15 protein-coding genes are annotated in these 15925 nt (G+C 57.8%); 9 read left to right on the top strand and 6 right to left on the bottom strand.

Translation table 11 applies throughout. The features are described from left to right. Window positions 1-18: 18 nt before the first annotated feature. From TU76_RS16910 to TU76_RS16895, 4 genes are read right to left on the bottom strand one after another with little or no spacing between them, the layout of a single operon-like run. Entirely contained in the window at window positions 19-1071 is a 1053-nt protein-coding gene (locus tag TU76_RS16910; RefSeq protein ID WP_048352172.1) for an extracellular solute-binding protein, read from the bottom strand. A gap of 32 nt (window positions 1072-1103) precedes the next feature. Beyond that, a complete protein-coding gene (locus TU76_RS16905) occupies window positions 1104-1892 on the bottom strand; it encodes an ABC transporter permease (protein WP_019822500.1) in 789 nt (262 codons plus the stop codon). Continuing rightward, complete coding sequence (locus tag TU76_RS16900; RefSeq protein WP_019822501.1) at window positions 1889-2806, bottom strand: ABC transporter permease; 918 nt, start codon at window positions 2804-2806, stop codon at window positions 1889-1891. Before TU76_RS16900 ends, TU76_RS16905 begins: the two co-directional genes overlap by 4 nt. Window position 2807: 1 nt before the next feature. Continuing rightward, on the bottom strand, window positions 2808-3893 hold the full coding sequence (locus TU76_RS16895; protein WP_046809627.1) for an ABC transporter ATP-binding protein: 1086 nt from the start codon (window positions 3891-3893) through the stop codon (window positions 2808-2810). A gap of 140 nt (window positions 3894-4033) precedes the next feature. On the opposite strand from TU76_RS16895, the gene TU76_RS16890 reads away from it, so the two are divergent. From TU76_RS16890 to TU76_RS16860, 7 genes are all read left to right on the top strand, one after another. Beyond that, on the top strand, window positions 4034-4723 hold the full coding sequence (locus TU76_RS16890) for a GntR family transcriptional regulator (protein WP_019822504.1): 690 nt from the start codon (window positions 4034-4036) through the stop codon (window positions 4721-4723). 258 nt (window positions 4724-4981) lie between these two features. Further along, window positions 4982-6352, top strand: a complete 1371-nt coding sequence (locus TU76_RS16885; protein WP_019822505.1) for a metal-dependent hydrolase family protein — start codon at window positions 4982-4984, stop codon at window positions 6350-6352. 112 nt (window positions 6353-6464) lie between these two features. Then, window positions 6465-7124: an ankyrin repeat domain-containing protein gene (locus TU76_RS16880; protein WP_048352161.1), complete on the top strand. Its 660-nt coding sequence runs from the start codon at window positions 6465-6467 to the stop codon at window positions 7122-7124. A gap of 212 nt (window positions 7125-7336) precedes the next feature. Further along, the gene (locus TU76_RS16875; RefSeq protein WP_048352160.1) at window positions 7337-8059 is read left to right on the top strand and encodes a GntR family transcriptional regulator; all 723 of its coding nucleotides are present in this window, start codon (window positions 7337-7339) and stop codon (window positions 8057-8059) included. Further along, window positions 8056-8844: an SDR family oxidoreductase gene (locus TU76_RS16870; RefSeq protein ID WP_048352159.1), complete on the top strand. Its 789-nt coding sequence runs from the start codon at window positions 8056-8058 to the stop codon at window positions 8842-8844. Before TU76_RS16875 ends, TU76_RS16870 begins: the two co-directional genes overlap by 4 nt. Window positions 8845-8936: 92 nt before the next feature. Further along, on the top strand, window positions 8937-9869 hold the full coding sequence (gene kce, locus TU76_RS16865; protein WP_048352158.1) for a 3,5-dioxohexanoate:acetyl-CoA acetone transferase: 933 nt from the start codon (window positions 8937-8939) through the stop codon (window positions 9867-9869). 157 nt (window positions 9870-10026) lie between these two features. Next, window positions 10027-11367 carry an MFS transporter gene (locus tag TU76_RS16860; RefSeq protein ID WP_048352157.1) on the top strand — a complete coding sequence of 447 codons (1341 nt, stop codon included), beginning with the start codon at window positions 10027-10029 and terminating at the stop codon, window positions 11365-11367. A gap of 50 nt (window positions 11368-11417) precedes the next feature. On the opposite strand, the gene TU76_RS16855 is transcribed toward TU76_RS16860, so the two are convergent. Further along, window positions 11418-12329: an AraC family transcriptional regulator gene (locus TU76_RS16855; protein WP_048352156.1), complete on the bottom strand. Its 912-nt coding sequence runs from the start codon at window positions 12327-12329 to the stop codon at window positions 11418-11420. Between the two features lie 157 nt (window positions 12330-12486). Here TU76_RS16855 and TU76_RS16850 point away from each other — a divergent pair, with 157 nt between their 5' ends. After that, window positions 12487-13245, top strand: coding sequence for an SDR family NAD(P)-dependent oxidoreductase (locus TU76_RS16850; RefSeq protein ID WP_048352155.1), 759 nt, complete (start codon window positions 12487-12489; stop codon window positions 13243-13245). 99 nt (window positions 13246-13344) lie between these two features. Here TU76_RS16850 and TU76_RS16845 read toward each other — a convergent pair whose 3' ends face one another. Beyond that, a complete protein-coding gene (locus TU76_RS16845; RefSeq protein ID WP_048352154.1) occupies window positions 13345-14232 on the bottom strand; it encodes a LysR family transcriptional regulator in 888 nt (295 codons plus the stop codon). Between the two features lie 116 nt (window positions 14233-14348). Between TU76_RS16845 and TU76_RS16840 the strand changes: the two genes are divergently transcribed. Next, window positions 14349-15881, top strand: coding sequence for an MFS transporter (locus TU76_RS16840; RefSeq protein WP_048352153.1), 1533 nt, complete (start codon window positions 14349-14351; stop codon window positions 15879-15881). Window positions 15882-15925 lie beyond the last annotated feature (44 nt).

The following is a 15925-nucleotide window of genomic DNA, read 5'->3' as shown; positions in this document are numbered from 1 at the left end:
CGGCTCCTTAGCGCTGGATCAGCCCTTGAGCTTTGACCAGATCCGGTCTTGCAGCTCACGCGCCTTGTTGCTGCATTCCTTTTCAGGCCGCAGGCGTGAGGCGAACTCTTCGGGCATGTTGATTGCGTCCATCACGCGCCATTTCGCGTCGATCAGGTTTTCGCTTTGAATGCCGTTGTCATAGGCGATGGCGTTGGACACGGCAGCGGCGTTTTCCGGTTTCATCATCCAGTCGATGAAGATCTTGGCGTTGCCGGGGTGAGGCGCGCTTTTTGGCACGGCGAAGTTGTCCTGGAACATCGCCAGGCCTTCACGGGGGTACACGTACTTGATGCTGCTTTTTTGCAACGTGGCGCGGGCCGTTGAGCCGTTCCAGTTTTGCATCATGATCACTTCACCGGAGGCCATGCGGTCGACGGTGTTGTCCGAGCTGTACATCTTCAAGAACGGTTTTTGTTTTTGCAGCAACTCAAGGATGCGCTTGGCATCCTGTGGATTTTCGGTGCACTCGTCGACGTTCAGGTAGTGGCTGGCGGCGTTGATCACGCTGCTGGAGGTATCGAGTGCGGCGAGTTGGCCCTGGAGCTCCTTGCGCGGTTCGAAGAATTCCTTCCACGAGTCGTCCAGCTTGCCGCCGGGGACCCGCGCGCTGTCATAAGAAAACCCCGTGGTGCCCCACAAGTAAGGCGCTGAGAACTTGCGCCCGGGATCGAAGCTCGGGTCGCGGAAAGCCGGTTTGACGTACTGGAAGTTGGGCAGGGTCAGCGTGTCGATTTCCAGCAGCAAGTCCTGGTTGATCAGGGTGCGCATGATCGATTGCGATGGCACGATCACGTCATAGGCCGCGCCACCGGCCTGCAACTTGGCCAGCAGGGTTTCGTTGCTGTCGTAGCCGTCCATGGTGACTTTGATGCCGGTTTCCTTTTCGAATTTGGCCAGCAGGTCTACCGGGTAGTAATCGGTCCAGTTGTAGAAAAACAATTCCTTGGGTTCGGCAGCCTGCGCAGCAAGTGCGGTGAAGCAACTGAGGGCCAGACCGGCGACGCCGTAACCGATATGTTTCAATTTCATGCTTTTTTTAATCATGACAGCAGGCTCCAGACTCATTGTTGTTTGCCGCGTTGTCCCAGCCAGAAGGCCAGCACCACCAGCACGATGGAAATCACCAGCATCAGGGTCGAGATTGCGTTGATCTCAGGCGTCACGCCGGCCTTGATCGCGGAGAAGATGTACACCGGCAAGGTCGTCGAGCCAGGCCCTGCCACGAAGAACGTCATGATGAAATCGTCGAGGCTGACCACGAATGCCAGTACCGACCCGGACAACACCGCCGGCCACAGCAGCGGCAAGGTCACCCGGCGAAACACCTGCCACGGGTTGGCGTACAAGTCGTTGGCCGCTTCCAGCAGGCTTTTGTCCAGGTCATTCAAGCGAGCGCGAATCGGCAGGTAGGCGAAAGGAATGCAGAAGCCGATGTGCGCCACGATCACCGTCAACAGACCGAGCTTGATCCCCAGCGCCATGAACAGCAGCAACGTGGCGACCGCGGTAACGATCTCCGGCAGGATCAGCGGCAGGTTGATCCCACCCTCGACCACTTTCTGCCCGTAGAACGGCCGATACGTCGCCAGCGCGGCGAGCAGCGCAATGGTCGTGGCGCAGACCGTGGCAATACTCGCCACGATGATCGAGTTCAATGCCGCGGTCTGAATCGAAGGGTTGGCCAGAATCCGTCCGTACCAAGCGAACGAAAACTCGGTCCAGACCGTTGCGGAGCGGTTGGCATTGAAGCTGTAGGCGATCAGCACAAAGATCGGCACGTACAGGTACGCGAGAATCAGCAGACTGACTTCGCGGGTCAACGGCAGTTTTTTCAGGTGCAGGGCGATCATACGGAGGCTCCCCGACGAAGAGTTTGGGCGGTTCTGCGTGTATAGAGGGCGTAAAGCATCAACGACAGGAGCAGAATCCCGAGCAACAGGAACGACAGTGAACTGCCCAGCGGCCAGTTGCGCGCGGTGCCGAACTGTTGCTGGATCAGGTTGCCAATCATCAACGTCTTGCCACCACCGAGAATCGCCGGAGTGATGAAGGCGCCGAGGCTCGGCACAAACACCAGTAGCGCGCCAGCAATCACGCCGGGCATCGACAGCGGCAGAATGATCCGCTTCAGCGCGTGCCAGCGGTTGGCTCCGAGGTCGTACGCCGCTTCCACCAGGCGCCAGTCGAGTTTTTCCAGGGTCGAGTAGATCGGCAAAATCATGAACGGCAGAAAGCTGTAGACCAGCCCTACACTCACGGCAAAGTCGTTGTAGAGGAGGGTGATGCCGCCCGCCTGGGGGAACAGGGCATTGAGACTTTGGGCGACCCACCCGTGCTCGCGCAGAATGATCAGCCACGCGTAGTTACGGATCAGCAGGTTGGTCCAGAACGGGATGGTGATCAGCAAGACCATGAGGTTGCGCCGACGCGGGGTCAGGCTGGACATCCACAGCGCCACCGGGAAGCCGAACAGAAAACACAACAACGTGGTGCCGCCGGCCTGGAACACCGAGCGCAGCAGCGCCTGGGCGTACACCCAGTTGAGTTCCATTTCACCGTCGAAACCTTCCTGGAAAAACAGCTGCACATAGCTTTGCAATTGCCAGTTGGCCTGCCAGTCGACGCCACCGTACACGTTGCGCGGCAGCAAGCTGATGTAGCCCATGATGCCGAGTGGAATGGCGATCAGCGCCAGTAAAGTCAGAACCACCGGGCTGAGCAACAGGGCGCGGCTGATAGCGGGGGAAGTGCTGCTGACGCTCATCTCAGGCCTCCATCAACAGGCAGGCATGGGGCGGTAAGTTGACCGCAACGCGATCACCGACCACACGACCGCGGTTCAGGCCTTCATTGTTTTCGCGCAGCATGACCTTGATGTCGTTATTCAACCGGCACTGATAAAGCGTTGCGGTGCCTACATACAGCACCGCTTCGATCACGCCGCGCAAATGATGGGGCTGCCCCGGCTCGACCAGCTGCGAGCGCTCCGGGCGGAAAGCCAGTTGCACGTTAGTGCCATTGAAGCCTTGGGCCGGGCAGGGGATTTCCACCGGCATGCCGTTGGGCACAAAGAGGTTTTGGTCGTGCTGGCCGCGTTTCAGATGGCCGGGAAGGAAGTTGATGTCACCGATAAACTGGGCAACGAACTGGTGCTGCGGCCGCTCGTAAATGTCATTGGGCGTACCGATCTGCAGAATCTTGCCTGCGGACATCACGGCAATCCGGTCAGACAAGGTCAGGGCTTCTTCCTGGTCGTGGGTCACGAAGATAAAAGTGATCCCGGCTTCCTTTTGCACGCGCTTGAGTTCGACCTGCATCTCTTTGCGCAGCTTGAGGTCCAGCGCCGACAATGGTTCGTCCAGCAGCAGTACTTTGGGTTTGGGGGCCAGGGCCCGGGCAAGGGCGACCCGCTGCTGCTGACCGCCGGACAACTCGGCAGGTTTACGCTTGGCCAGATGCTGCATTTGTACCAGCGCGAGCATCTCATCCACACGCTTGGGAACGAGTTTATGATCGAGACCCAGCATCTCGAGGCCGAAGGCTATATTCTGCGCGACACTCATGTGGGGAAACAGCGCGTAGCTCTGGAAGACGGTATTGACCCGACGCTTGAACGGCGGCAAGTCATTGACCGGTTCGCCCGCGAGACGAATCTCGCCGTCGCTGACATGTTCGAAACCGGCGATGGTGCGCAGCAAGGTGGTTTTGCCGCAGCCGGAAGGGCCCAGCAGGGTAAAGAACTCGTTGTCGGCAATGTCGACTGAAACGTTGTCGAGGGCTGGAGCCAGCCCCGGATCGTCGGAATACCGTTTTGAGACGTTACGCACTTCAATTGCGACTGGATGACCCATAATGGTGCATTCCTCTAATTATTGTATGCAATGTCTGGATGCAATCTAGAGATAACCGGATTAATCTGCCCGTGCAACCCCCTTTTTTTAAGGCTGTTCATCGCCTGGGGCCGGTTGTTTTGCGCTAAAGGAGTGTTGAAATGACCGAGAAGAAACTCGAAACAACGGTCGACCGCGTCTATCAAGGGGTTTACGAGGCGATCAGCAAGCGTTCGCTAAGACCGGGAATGAAGTTGGGAGAGGCGTCGTTGGCCGAACTTTTTAACGTGAGCCGAACGTCGGTTCGTGCTGCACTCAAGCAATTGGAGGCCGATGGACTGGTCACCACAGAGCCCAATAAAGGTGCATCCGTATCGCTACCGAGTGACGAGGAGATTCGATCGCTGTTTGAAACCCGGCGTCTGGTCGAGATCGGTATCGTCAGTGAACTCTGTCGCCGACGCGATACTGCGGTAACCCGCGACTTGCGCGATCACCTGCTGCTCGAAGACGAAGCGCACCGTAACGGCGACCATGAACGGCTGATTCATTTACTCGGCGAGTTCCACATCAAACTTGCGCGAAGCCTGAACAACCCGGTGTTGCTGGACTGGTTCCAGAAGCTGATTTCCCGCGCCTCGCTGTATGCTGCGGCGCTCGATGATGACAGCCACGAAGCCTGTCGCGACGATGAGCATTTGCGCCTGATCGAGTACATCGAGGCCGGCAACCAGAGCGCTGCAATCGAGCTGACATGCATTCATCTAAATGGCATCGAGAAGGCGATTCTCGACGTCGCGGCCACGCTGAAAACGGACTACCACCCGCTTAAACACCTGATATCACTGTAAGGGAAAGCGTGCTCCCCCTTCACCGAACCCAATCCTTGGGCAACTTTGCCAAGGATTTTCAGTGTGCCTGCCGTTTTTCGATCAGCGTTTTTAATCCGATCTATAGTCTCTGTTCCTGAAAATGCTTACGGAACGCTCGCTATGAGGCATAAATCTGCAACGGCTTGTTCGCGCTTTACACCCAGTCATCGTGTTGAGCTTGAAGCCCATGACCTGTGCACCTGTAGCTCGCCGGACATACAGGATTTTCACGCCAGGATGATGCTCGATCTGTCTCGACGTGATGTCTATAGCGGGATCAGGCCCAAAGGCGCACCGCTGTCAGAAGTGCGCACCTCAAGTACTTCAGGGCAGGGCACGAACGCTGAGTCCAGCGTGAGCACTGTATTGCTCAAGAATCTTCGTTTATTCAACGGTAGCGTTGTGCTTGACGATAACGTCTGCATCCTGATCAAGGCTGGCGTGATCGACTCACTGCTACCTGCCAATACGGATGTCGAAGGGGCCGTGGTTATCGATTGCGGGCGAAGGGTGGTGATGCCGGGACTGATTGATGCCCATTGGCACACTACGTTGGCGGGCATCACGCAACTTGACGCGATGAGTGCAGACCCGGGATATATCCATTTAGTCGCCGCCCGCGAAGCAGAAAGCACCTTGATGCGCGGCTTTACGACGGTGCGCGATCCTGGTGGACCTTCGTTTGCCTTGAAGCGTGCAATTGATGAGGGCGTTATCCCGGGGCCACGTATTTATCCATCCGGCGCCATGATTTCACAGACTTCGGGCCACGGTGATTTCAGGATGCGATCCGAGATCCCCCGCAGCTCTCTCAGACCACTGAGCGTTACCGAACAACTGGGTGCTGCCGCCATCGCCGATGGCGATGCCGAAGTGCTCAGGCGCGCAAGAGAGCAGCTCATGCTCGGGGCCTCACAGTTAAAACTGATGGCCGGAGGCGGAGTGGCCTCTACTTATGATCATCTTGATAGCACCCAGTTTCTGGAGTCAGAATTAAGAATGGCGGTTGAAGCCGCTGCTGATTGGGGCACCTATGTCATGGTGCATGCGTACACGCCCAGAAGTATTCAGCGCGCCATTCGAGCCGGCGTGAAATCAATCGAACACGGGCAACTGGCGGATGAAGAAACCGTGCGCATGATGGCCGACAACGATATCTGGTGGAGTCTTCAGCCTTTTCTGCAGGATGAAGATGCCAATGTTTACCCTGATCCTGTACGCCGAGAGCGTCAGCGCGTGGTGGCCGAGGGCACCGCGAAAGCCTATGAGTTTGCGCAGCGCTTCAATATAAAAACCGCTTGGGGGACTGATATTTTATTCAATCCGCTAAAGACACCGACTCAGGGAAGACAACTGGCGAAGTTGACCCGGTTTTACGCCGCGCACGATGTTGCGAACATGGCGACAAAGATCAATGGAGAGCTTTTGGGGCTGTCGGGAGCGCGCAATCCTTATCCCGGTAAAGTGGGCCGGATAGAGGCCGGTGCATTGGCAGATCTGCTGGTTGTCGAAGGCGACCCCACGGTAAGCCTCGCATTTCTGGAGGACCCCGAGATCAATATCAGCATGATCATGAAAGGCGGGAAAATCTATAAACAGAACTTCTAGTCCTCAGCAGGACCATGCACAAAGCCACTGAAAAGCATGGGCATATTTAATTTCCGAATACCTGCCGCGCTGACCATACTGGCTCTTCATGGGATGGAGAAGAGGGCGTGACATGGGTTCCCGGATGCTTAAATACGGCCTGTTGACGGTCGCACTGTTGATGACTGGAGTGGTGATGGCAAATGACAAGACACTGCTCACCGCCGTGAGGGACGGTGAATTGGCCGGGGTGCAGCAACTGATCGCTGAAGGAGCGAAGCTCGACGAACGTACGATCGATGGCAGCAGTGCGCTCCTGCTTGCAACCCGTGCGAACCAGATAGACATTGCCAAGGCATTGATCGAAGCCGGTGCCAACGTTAACCAGAAAAATCTGATTCAGGACAGCCCCTATCTGTTGGCGGGTGCAAGCGGGCGTAATGAAATCCTTAAGCTTGCCCTGGCCCATGGTGCCGATCTTAAAAGCACCAACCGCTATGGCGGCACGGCCTTGATCCCGGCGTGCGAGCGTGGGCATGTCGAAACCGTGCGCCTGCTGATCGCGGCAGGCGTTGACATGAACCATGTCAATCGTCTGGGCTGGACCTGTTTGATGGAAGCCATCGTGCTTTCTGACGGCGGACCGGCACATCAACAGATTGTCAGCCAGTTGATCGAGGCCGGCGCAGACCTGAACCTGCCTGACGACAAGGGCGTGAGCCCGTTGCAACACGCGCAAAAACGCGGTCAGACCGCAATTGCGCAATTGCTGCTGGACGCGGGCGCGCACTGATTCAGTGTCGAGGATCCGGCTAATTTTGCACAACAACTGCGCGATTGCTCGCCAACACCCGTCTGCTGGCTGAATCCGCAATGCCCCTTGCAAAAATGGGATGCTGCTTGAGCCGTTGTGTTTTGCCTGCGATGTCCGGGCTAAAACAATTTGACATATGTTATTTGTGATCACATATTGGAGGCACAAAACGTCCAATGTGAGCGTCACCCATGACAGATCAGCCGATCCTCCTGCCCACGATGCGTCAGGTGTCCCGCGATACCCTTCAAGATCAGGTCTACCGTCAGATCCGTGAAGCGCTGATGAGCGGCCGCTTTCAACCAGGCCAGAAATTGACCATCCGGGGTCTGGCCGAAGCGCTGGGTTCCAGCCCGATGCCAGTGCGTGAAGCACTCAATCGCCTGAGCGCAGAGAACGCTTTTGAAGTCACCGAGACCTCCCGCCTACGTGTTCCCATGATGACCCCCGAACGGCTGCGCGAGATTCGCGACGCGCGAGTAGCCCTCGAAGGTCTTCTTGCCGAGAAGGCGGTGCTGAAACTCACCGATAACGACCTTACAGAGATAAGCCACCTGTGCGACCAGATGCAGCAGGCCGCCGACAGTGTGGATGTGGCCCGTTATCTGTGGACTAACTTCGCCTTCCACCGGCGTATCTACGCGGTTGCAAAAGCTGAGCTGACCGTCGCGGCCGTAGAGAATTTTTGGCTGCACATGGGCCCTTGCTTTGCGCTGGTAGCTCCCGACGAGTCGCATCTTCAGCGCTCAATGGAAGCTCACAACCGCATCGTTGAGGCTCTTGCTGTGCGTGACGGGGCTGCGGCCCGAGCGGCAGTTATCGACGACATCATGCAGGCCGCCGATTCTCTGGCGCGCCTGATCGTCAAGAGCGGCCGTTCGAGGTCGCCTGTCTCTGGAGTAAAAAAAGCATGAGCGTTCTCAATCGACTGATTCCCTACACCGGTTTGCGGGTATTGATTTCTGGTGGTGCAGCCGGGATCGGTGAAGTCTTGGCGGCGGCTTTCATGGAAGCAGGTGCCAAAGTACATGTGTGTGATGTCAGCGAAGCGGCCATTGCAGCGTACCGAGACCGTTACCCGAACAGCATTGCTACCCGTGCGGACGTGGGTGATCCCGCGCAAATCGAAGCGGTGTTCAAGATCCAGTGCGAAATGTTCGGTGGGCTTGACGTACTGGTCAATAACGCAGGTATTGCTGGGCCAACCGCCGGGATCGACGCGATCACCGACGAGGAGTGGCAGCGCACCGTAGACATTAACCTCACGGGTCAATACCGCTTTGCTCATCATGCGGTGCCACTGCTCAGGGCGTCACCCAACGCACATCTGATCCACATCGCTTCGGTCGCAGGCAGACTGGGTTACGCTTGGCGCACACCGTACGCCGCGACAAAATGGGCCATCATTGGCCTGATGAAATCACTGGCGTGCGAGTTGGGCGAAAGCGATATCCGCGTCAATGCTTTGCTACCCGGTATCGTCGAAGGCCCGCGCATGGACGGTGTAATTCGGGCACGCGCTGAACAGATGAACGTGCCTGAAGCCGAAATGCGTGAGGAGTACCTGAAAAAAATCTCTCTCAAACGCATGGTCACCGCCGAGGACGTCGCCGCCATGGCACTGTTCCTGTGCTCACCCGCCGCACGCAATGTGACCGGCCAGGCCATCAGTGTGGATGGCAACGTCGAGTACCTCTAAGCGTCTCGACCTGAATCCCAAAATGGACCGCAATTAATCTGAGTCCAATGCCTCACCAACTTTCTCGCCAAGAACAAGAACGGAGAATACTCATGTCCAAAAAACGCCCGGTCATCATCACGTGCGCAGTCACTGGCGCCATTCATACACCTTCGATGTCCCCCCATTTACCTATCACGCCGCAGGAAATTGCCGATGCAGCCATCGGTGCTGCCCAAGCCGGCGCGTCGATTGTTCACCTGCATGCTCGCGACCCAGTTGATGGGCGACCGAGCCAAGATGTTGATCTGTTTCGACAGTTCCTGCCCCAAATCAAAGCCAAAAGTGACGTGGTGATCAACATTACCACCGGTGGTGCACCGACCATGGGCGTGGAAGAGCGTTTGCAGCCCGTGGCACAACTCAAGCCGGAGTTGGCGTCGCTGAACATGGGCTCGATGAACTTCGGGCTGTACGAAATGCTTGATCGTTTCACCGAGTTCAAGCACGACTGGGAGCGGCCGTACCTCGCCGAGAGCGATGACCGGATCTTCCGTAATACCTTTCGCGACATCACCCACATTCTTAATGCCTGTGCCGAGAACCGTACCCGTTTTGAAATTGAATGCTACGACATCGGTCATCTGTATACCGCCGCGCACTTCCTTCAGCGCGGATTGCTCAAGGCCCCGATATTCATTCAGTCGGTGTTTGGTCTGCGCGGCGGCATCGGTGGGCACCCGGAAGACTTGGCACACATGCGGCGAACGGCCGACCGCTTGTTCGGCGACGCTTACCAATGGTCAATTCTCGGTGCCGGGCGTAATCAGATCCCCCTTGGCACCATGGGGCTGTCTATGGGCAGCCATGTGCGCGTCGGTCTTGAAGATTCGCTATGGGACGGGCCCGGCAAGCTGGCGGCGTCAAACGCCGACCAGGTCAAGCGCATTCGCACAGTTATCGAAGCCCTTGGAGGGCGCGTGGCGACCCCGGATGAGGCTCGGGAACTGCTCGACCTTAAGGGCAAGGACAAGGTCGATTTCTAGGGTCGCATTTTTCTCGCTCGGCTGAGGGCTGAGCGGGGCGTTAGGCATGTGGTTTTCCGTCAGCCCTAAAGAGTTGCGGCGCAGTTGAGCCCCTTCGCTCCATGTCTCAACCCCCGGGCCCGGAACTTGCTAATGAATACTCGAAAAGGTTAGTCCGATGACAATAATAAATAAAACCGACGCGCTTTCCGAACCCCGCGATGCGGCGACGTTGAACAAACTGATGTTTGTGAAACTCATGCCGTTGTTGATTGCGGCATACGTACTGAGCTTTCTTGACCGCACCAACATCGCGCTGGCCAAGCATCAGCTGGATATCGATCTGGGTATTTCTGCTGCCGCTTACGGGCTGGGAGCAGGGTTGTTCTTTCTCACTTATGCGCTCTCGGAAGTGCCCAGCAATCTGATCATGCACAAAGTCGGCGCTAGATTCTGGATAGCGCGGATCATGGTGACTTGGGGCTTGATCTCAGCGGCAATGGCTTTTGTTCAGGGCGAAACGTCGTTCTACGTACTACGTCTGTTGCTGGGCATCGCTGAGGCAGGTCTGTTTCCCGGTGTCATGCTGTACCTGACGTACTGGTTTGGCAGAGAGCAGCGGGCCCGTGCTACGGGTTATTTTCTGTTAGGCGTGTGCTTTGCCAACATCATTGGCGGTCCGCTGGGCGCCGCGCTCATGCAACTGGACGGCGTATGGGGCTGGCGTGGCTGGCAATGGATGTTCATGCTTGAAGGGCTGCCGGCGGTGTTCTTTGCCGTGGTGGTCTGGAAAAAATTGCCCGATCGTCCGTCCAAGGCGCCATGGCTGAGCGTGGCTGAAGCCGAGCAGATCGAACGGACGTTGGCGGCGGAAGCTCAGGAGGGTGCAGGTCAGGGTGGCAACGCTTTTAAGCAATGCCTGACCCCACAGATTCTGTTGGCGATCCTGGTCTACTTCTGCCACCAGATCACTGTCTACACAGTGATCTTTTTTCTACCCGGCATCATTGGCAAATACGGTGATCTGAGCACCTTGCAAATCGGATTGTTAACGTCCTTGCCGTGGTTGGCAGCAGCCGTAGGCGCTATTGCCTTGCCTCGATTCGCTACAACACCGCAGCGTTCCCGACAGATGTTGGTAGTGGGCTTGCTGACAATGGCTGCCGGGTTGGGCATCGCATCCTTTGCGGGTCCAGCGGTCAGTCTGCTGGGCTTCTGCATTTCGGCGGTCATGTTCTTCGTGGTGCAGTCGATCATTTTTCTGTATCCCGCTTCGCGGCTCAAGGGGGCGGCACTTGCAGGTGGCCTGGGTTTCGTCAACTCATGCGGTTTGCTAGGCGGTTTTGTGGGGCCCTCTGTCATGGGGTTGATCGAGCAAAGTACAGGCAATGCAATGGATGGCATGAAAATCATAGCGATTGTTCTGGTGATCGCGGCGATTGCAGCAATGCGCTTGCGTCAGGGGCATGAACGCAAGGTGGACAAGCAAAGACTGCAAGGCCGTAGACAGCCTGTATGAGTATCCACTGACGGGATATCGACGTTGAGCAACGTCGATATCCATCGGCATCAGTTTGCCGCTGGTGTCCTGGTTGAAGTAGCAATCGCTTGGCGTATCTCCCGCACATTGCGGGCGGGCGGTGTGCCGAATTGACGGTGATATTCGCGGCTGAACTGCGATGCGCTTTCATAGCCTACAACGTAGGCCACGTCAGAGGCGCGATGCTCGCCCGTGAGTAAAAGCTGCCTAGCTTCCTGCAATCTGAGCTGTTTTTGATACTGGACAGGACTAAGACCTGTCATTGACCGAAAATGGCGATGCAGGCTTGCCCGACTCATTCCGCTCGCATCGCACAACGCCTCGATACGAAGTCGGGCGTTGTAGTTATCCCTGATCCAGGCAACAGCCCGCCGAATGCTGTCCAGTGCGCCATCGGGTTGGGCTATCTGGCGCAGAAGTCGGCCCTGCGGCCCCTGTAGCAGGCGATAGATCAGTTCCCGTTCGGCCATGGGGCCGAGAACCGGAATATCGTCAGGGGTGTCGAGTAATGATAATAAGCGCAGTAATGTGTCGCGCAGCGAAGCGGTCATCGGGTTTATGGTGATGCCAATCCCTTTTTGCTCGCTCTCGCGAATCAGCGGCATGGTCGCGGCCAGCTCCGCCAATATGGCCGGATCCAACACAAGTGATACCGCCACGTAGGGCTGCCCATCTTCGGTATCAAGAATTTGCCCTATCAAGGGTAAATCCAGGGCGCTGATGAGGTACTGCTCACTGTCGTAGCTCAAAAGATGGTCGTTGATTGCAACGCGCTTCGAGCCTTGCAGGATGAAGCAGATCATCGAGCGGTACAGACATGGCGCCTTGATTGTAGAGCCGTGTCCGACACAGATGTCTACCCGCGGGATCCGAGTGGTATTTAAACCCGGTGGCGCATGGCGCAGGGCGATGTCAAGGTGCGCTGTAAGATCGTTTTTCATGAAACGATTATGCCAATGCCGCGTCACCCCGCAAGGTGATTGAGACAATCAGGCAATAAACTGAGCGTATTGGGCGTGGGTTGCAAACAGGTCTTTGTCTATCTTGAGCCACTCAAGAACGCACCGAAAGGCGCGACCAACCGGGCAGAGACAGTTAATGACCAATCAAATCGCACTTATCACCGGCGCCAGCCGCGGCCTTGGCCGCAACATGGCGCTTCACCTCGCTAAGCGTGGCGTGCACATCATAGGTACCTACCGCAGTGGCGCGGCACAAGCCGAGACGCTGAAGCAGGAGATCGAAGCGCAGGGCGGCAAGGCCTCGATGCTGGCGCTCGACATCACCGACACTGCCAGCTATCAAGGTTTTTCGAACGCAGTAACCAATACCCTGAAGACCGACTTTCGCCGCGATCGCTTTGACTTCCTCGTCAACAACGCCGGTAATGGGCTGTTTGCACCTTTTAATGACGCGACCGAAGACCAGTTTGCCTCACTGGTTGCCACACACCTTCGTGGCCCGATTTTCCTGACTCAAAAGCTGCTACCCCTCATGGAAGATGGCGGTCGTATCGTGAACGTTTCATCCGGCTTCGTGCGCTTTACTCTGCCGGGATACAGCGTTTACGCAGCGGTGAAGGCAGCAGTCGAGGTTCTGACCCGTTACATGGCCGTGGAACTCGGTTCGCGCCAAATTCGGGTGAACGCGATTGCCCCAGGCGCCATCGCAACCGATTTTGGGGGTGGTACGGTGCGCGACAACAAAGATGTGAATGCCTATGTCGCACAAGGGATCGCTCTGGGTCGTGTCGGTCTGCCAGACGATATAGGCGGTGCAGTTGCGGCCATCCTCTCTGATGACATGGCCTGGGCTAACGGGACGACGTTTGATATTTCGGGTGGCCAGTTGCTCTAGCCACACCCGCATTTATGACATTGCGTTGTTATTCAGACGAGTAGCGATCATGCCTGACGTTCAACTGACGCTCGTAGACACTCCCTGACCCCGACCGGATCAACCTTTGAACAGCTGCGCACTCATGAAGTCGATGAACACCCGCAGCTTCGGCGCGCGATACTTGCTCGATGGCCACAGCATGCGGAAGGTACCCTGATGCTGGTTGAAGTCGTCCAGCACCGTTACCAGCTCACCGGCAGCAATGGCATCACGGACCATAAAGTCCGGCAGACAGGCGATGCCAAGGCCATCGCGGGCCACGTGAAGGAGGGCCTCGGTGGTGCTGCATACCATCGTGGCCAAGAGGACGGGCTCTGCCTCGCCTGTCTGCTTGCGCAAAGGCCACGACTCCAACTTGCCGGAACTCGGGAACTTGTGTTGCAAGCCCGCATGGCCCGTCAGGTCGGCGGGCACGAGCGGAGTGCCGCGCGCAGCAAGATACCCGGGGGAGGCCACTAGCAGCAGCTTGTAGGTACCCAGTGCGCGGGACATCAACCGGGAATCAGTCGGTTCTCCGGTGCGAATGACGGCATCGAATCCGTCCTCGATGACATCGACCAGCCGATCCGAGAAATCCACATCCAGTTCAATGGCGGGGTAGCGGTGCATGAAGGCCGTGAGCGCCGGCATAACCAGGCTGCTGACCAGCGGCATGCTCACCCGCAGTTTGCCTTGGGGGGCCTGTCGGGTTTCCGACAGTTCCAGTTGCGCCGCCTCAACTTCGCAGAGGATGCGCCGGCAACGCTCCAAAAACAGCGTGCCCTCGGCGGTCAGCGTGATACTGCGCGTACTGCGGTGGAGCAGGCGCACACCCAACCGCTCCTCGAGCCGTGCCACGCTTTTGCCCACGGCGGATGACGAGACCCCAAGCACGCGCCCGGCTTGCGAAAAGCTACGGTCTTGTGCCGCCTGGACGAAGAACGCGATGCCGCTGAGTGAGTCCATGCTTGTCCACTATAAGAAAATTTGTCCGATATGTTCGGAACCTTAGCTTATTTTTCTTAAGCGAGCCCGCACTTACTCTGGCGTCTTCACATGACTCTTTGCGGATGTTCCCCCCCATGACACATGCCCTGACCGCCACTCGCAGTACCACCGGACGTGACTGGCTGCTACTGCTTGCCGCCTGCCTGACCGGCATCCTGATCCCGCTGTGCTTCACCGGTCCGGCCGTGGTGCTGCCGTCCATCAGCCAGGAACTGGGCGGCACGGCGGTGCAACTGAACTGGGTAGTCAACGGCTACATCCTGACCTACGGCAGCGCCATGATGGCGGCCGGCAGCCTGACCGACACCTATGGTCGCAAGCGCGTGTGGCTGGTCGGCCTTGCGCTATTCGTGTTGATGACATTCTTGATCTCGCTGGCACCGACGGTTGGCTGGATCGACGGGTTGCGTCTGGCCCAAGGGCTGGGGGGCGCAGCCGCCTTTGCGGGGGCCATGTCTTCGCTGGCACAGACCTTCCACGGCCCCATCCGCACACGTGTATTCAGCCTGCTCGGCACCACCTTTGGTATCGGTCTGGCTTTCGGCCCCCTGGCGGCAGGCTGGCTGGTGGAGGTGGCGGACTGGCGTTGGGTGTTTCTGGCGACAGCGCTGATCGGTGTGGCCGGTTTCCTGCTGGTATGGATCAGCGCCACGGAGTCCAAAGACCCGGAGTCCAGCGGACTGGACTGGCCCGGTGCCCTTAGTTTCACCGCCGCGCTGAGCGTGTTCACTTACGCCATCCTGCTGGCACCGGAAGAGGGCTGGCACAGCGCGTGGGTGCTTGGCATGCTGTTGACTTCAGTCGTGTTGTTCATCGTATTCGTCCGCATCGAACGCCGCGTCGCGCGCCCGATGCTCGACCTGTCGTTATTCGACAGCGGGCGCTTCGTCGGCGTGCAGGTGTTGGCCGCATCTCCGGCCTTCTACTTTGTGACATTGATCGTGATGCTGCCGGGGCGGTTCATCGGCATTGACGGATTGAGCGCATTGGAAGCAGGTCAAATGATGATAGCCCTGGCTGCGCCGCTGCTGGTCGTGCCGTTCGTTGCCGCGTTGCTGTCGCGCTGGTTCACCTGCCGGGTGCTGTCCGGCATCGGGCTGATGGTGGTGGCGGTCGCACTGGTGTGGTTGGGCCAGGTAGTGTCAGGCGGGGCAGGCCCTGCGCTGGTAGCGCCGCTGGTGATGATCGGCGCAGGCATTGGCCTGCCTTGGGGGCTGATGGATGGCATGGCCGTGAGCGTGACGCCCACAGAACGAGCAGGCATGGCGACCGGCATCTTCAACTGCGTGCGTGTTTCAGCCGACGGTTTGGCTATCGCGGTGGCAGGCGCGCTGCTGGCGTTCTTGATTCAGGGCGGATTGCTCGGCACTCTGGCCGGGACTGATCCAGCCGTTGTCATCGAGGCCGCCAATCGCGCCGCGCTTGGCGATCTGGCCTATGCCAGCGCCCTCGTCAGCGGCGAGCGCGCCGTGCTGCTGGCGACCTACGATCAGGCATTGCGTTGGGTCTTGTACAGCCTGGCGGGTTCTTCGGCACTGACTGCGTTGCTTGTGTTCGCCTTACTGGGTAAATCCCGTGCGCATGAAGAAGTGCCCGCAGCGGTATGAACCCGAGGTAGCTCAGGACAGCAAAAAGCATGACAACCACGGCT

It is taken from the genome of Pseudomonas psychrophila (assembly GCF_001043005.1).
Lineage (GTDB): Bacteria > Pseudomonadota > Gammaproteobacteria > Pseudomonadales > Pseudomonadaceae > Aquipseudomonas > Aquipseudomonas psychrophila.
Note: the sequence above shows the minus strand (reverse complement) of the source record. Positions and strands in the feature narration are given on the sequence as shown.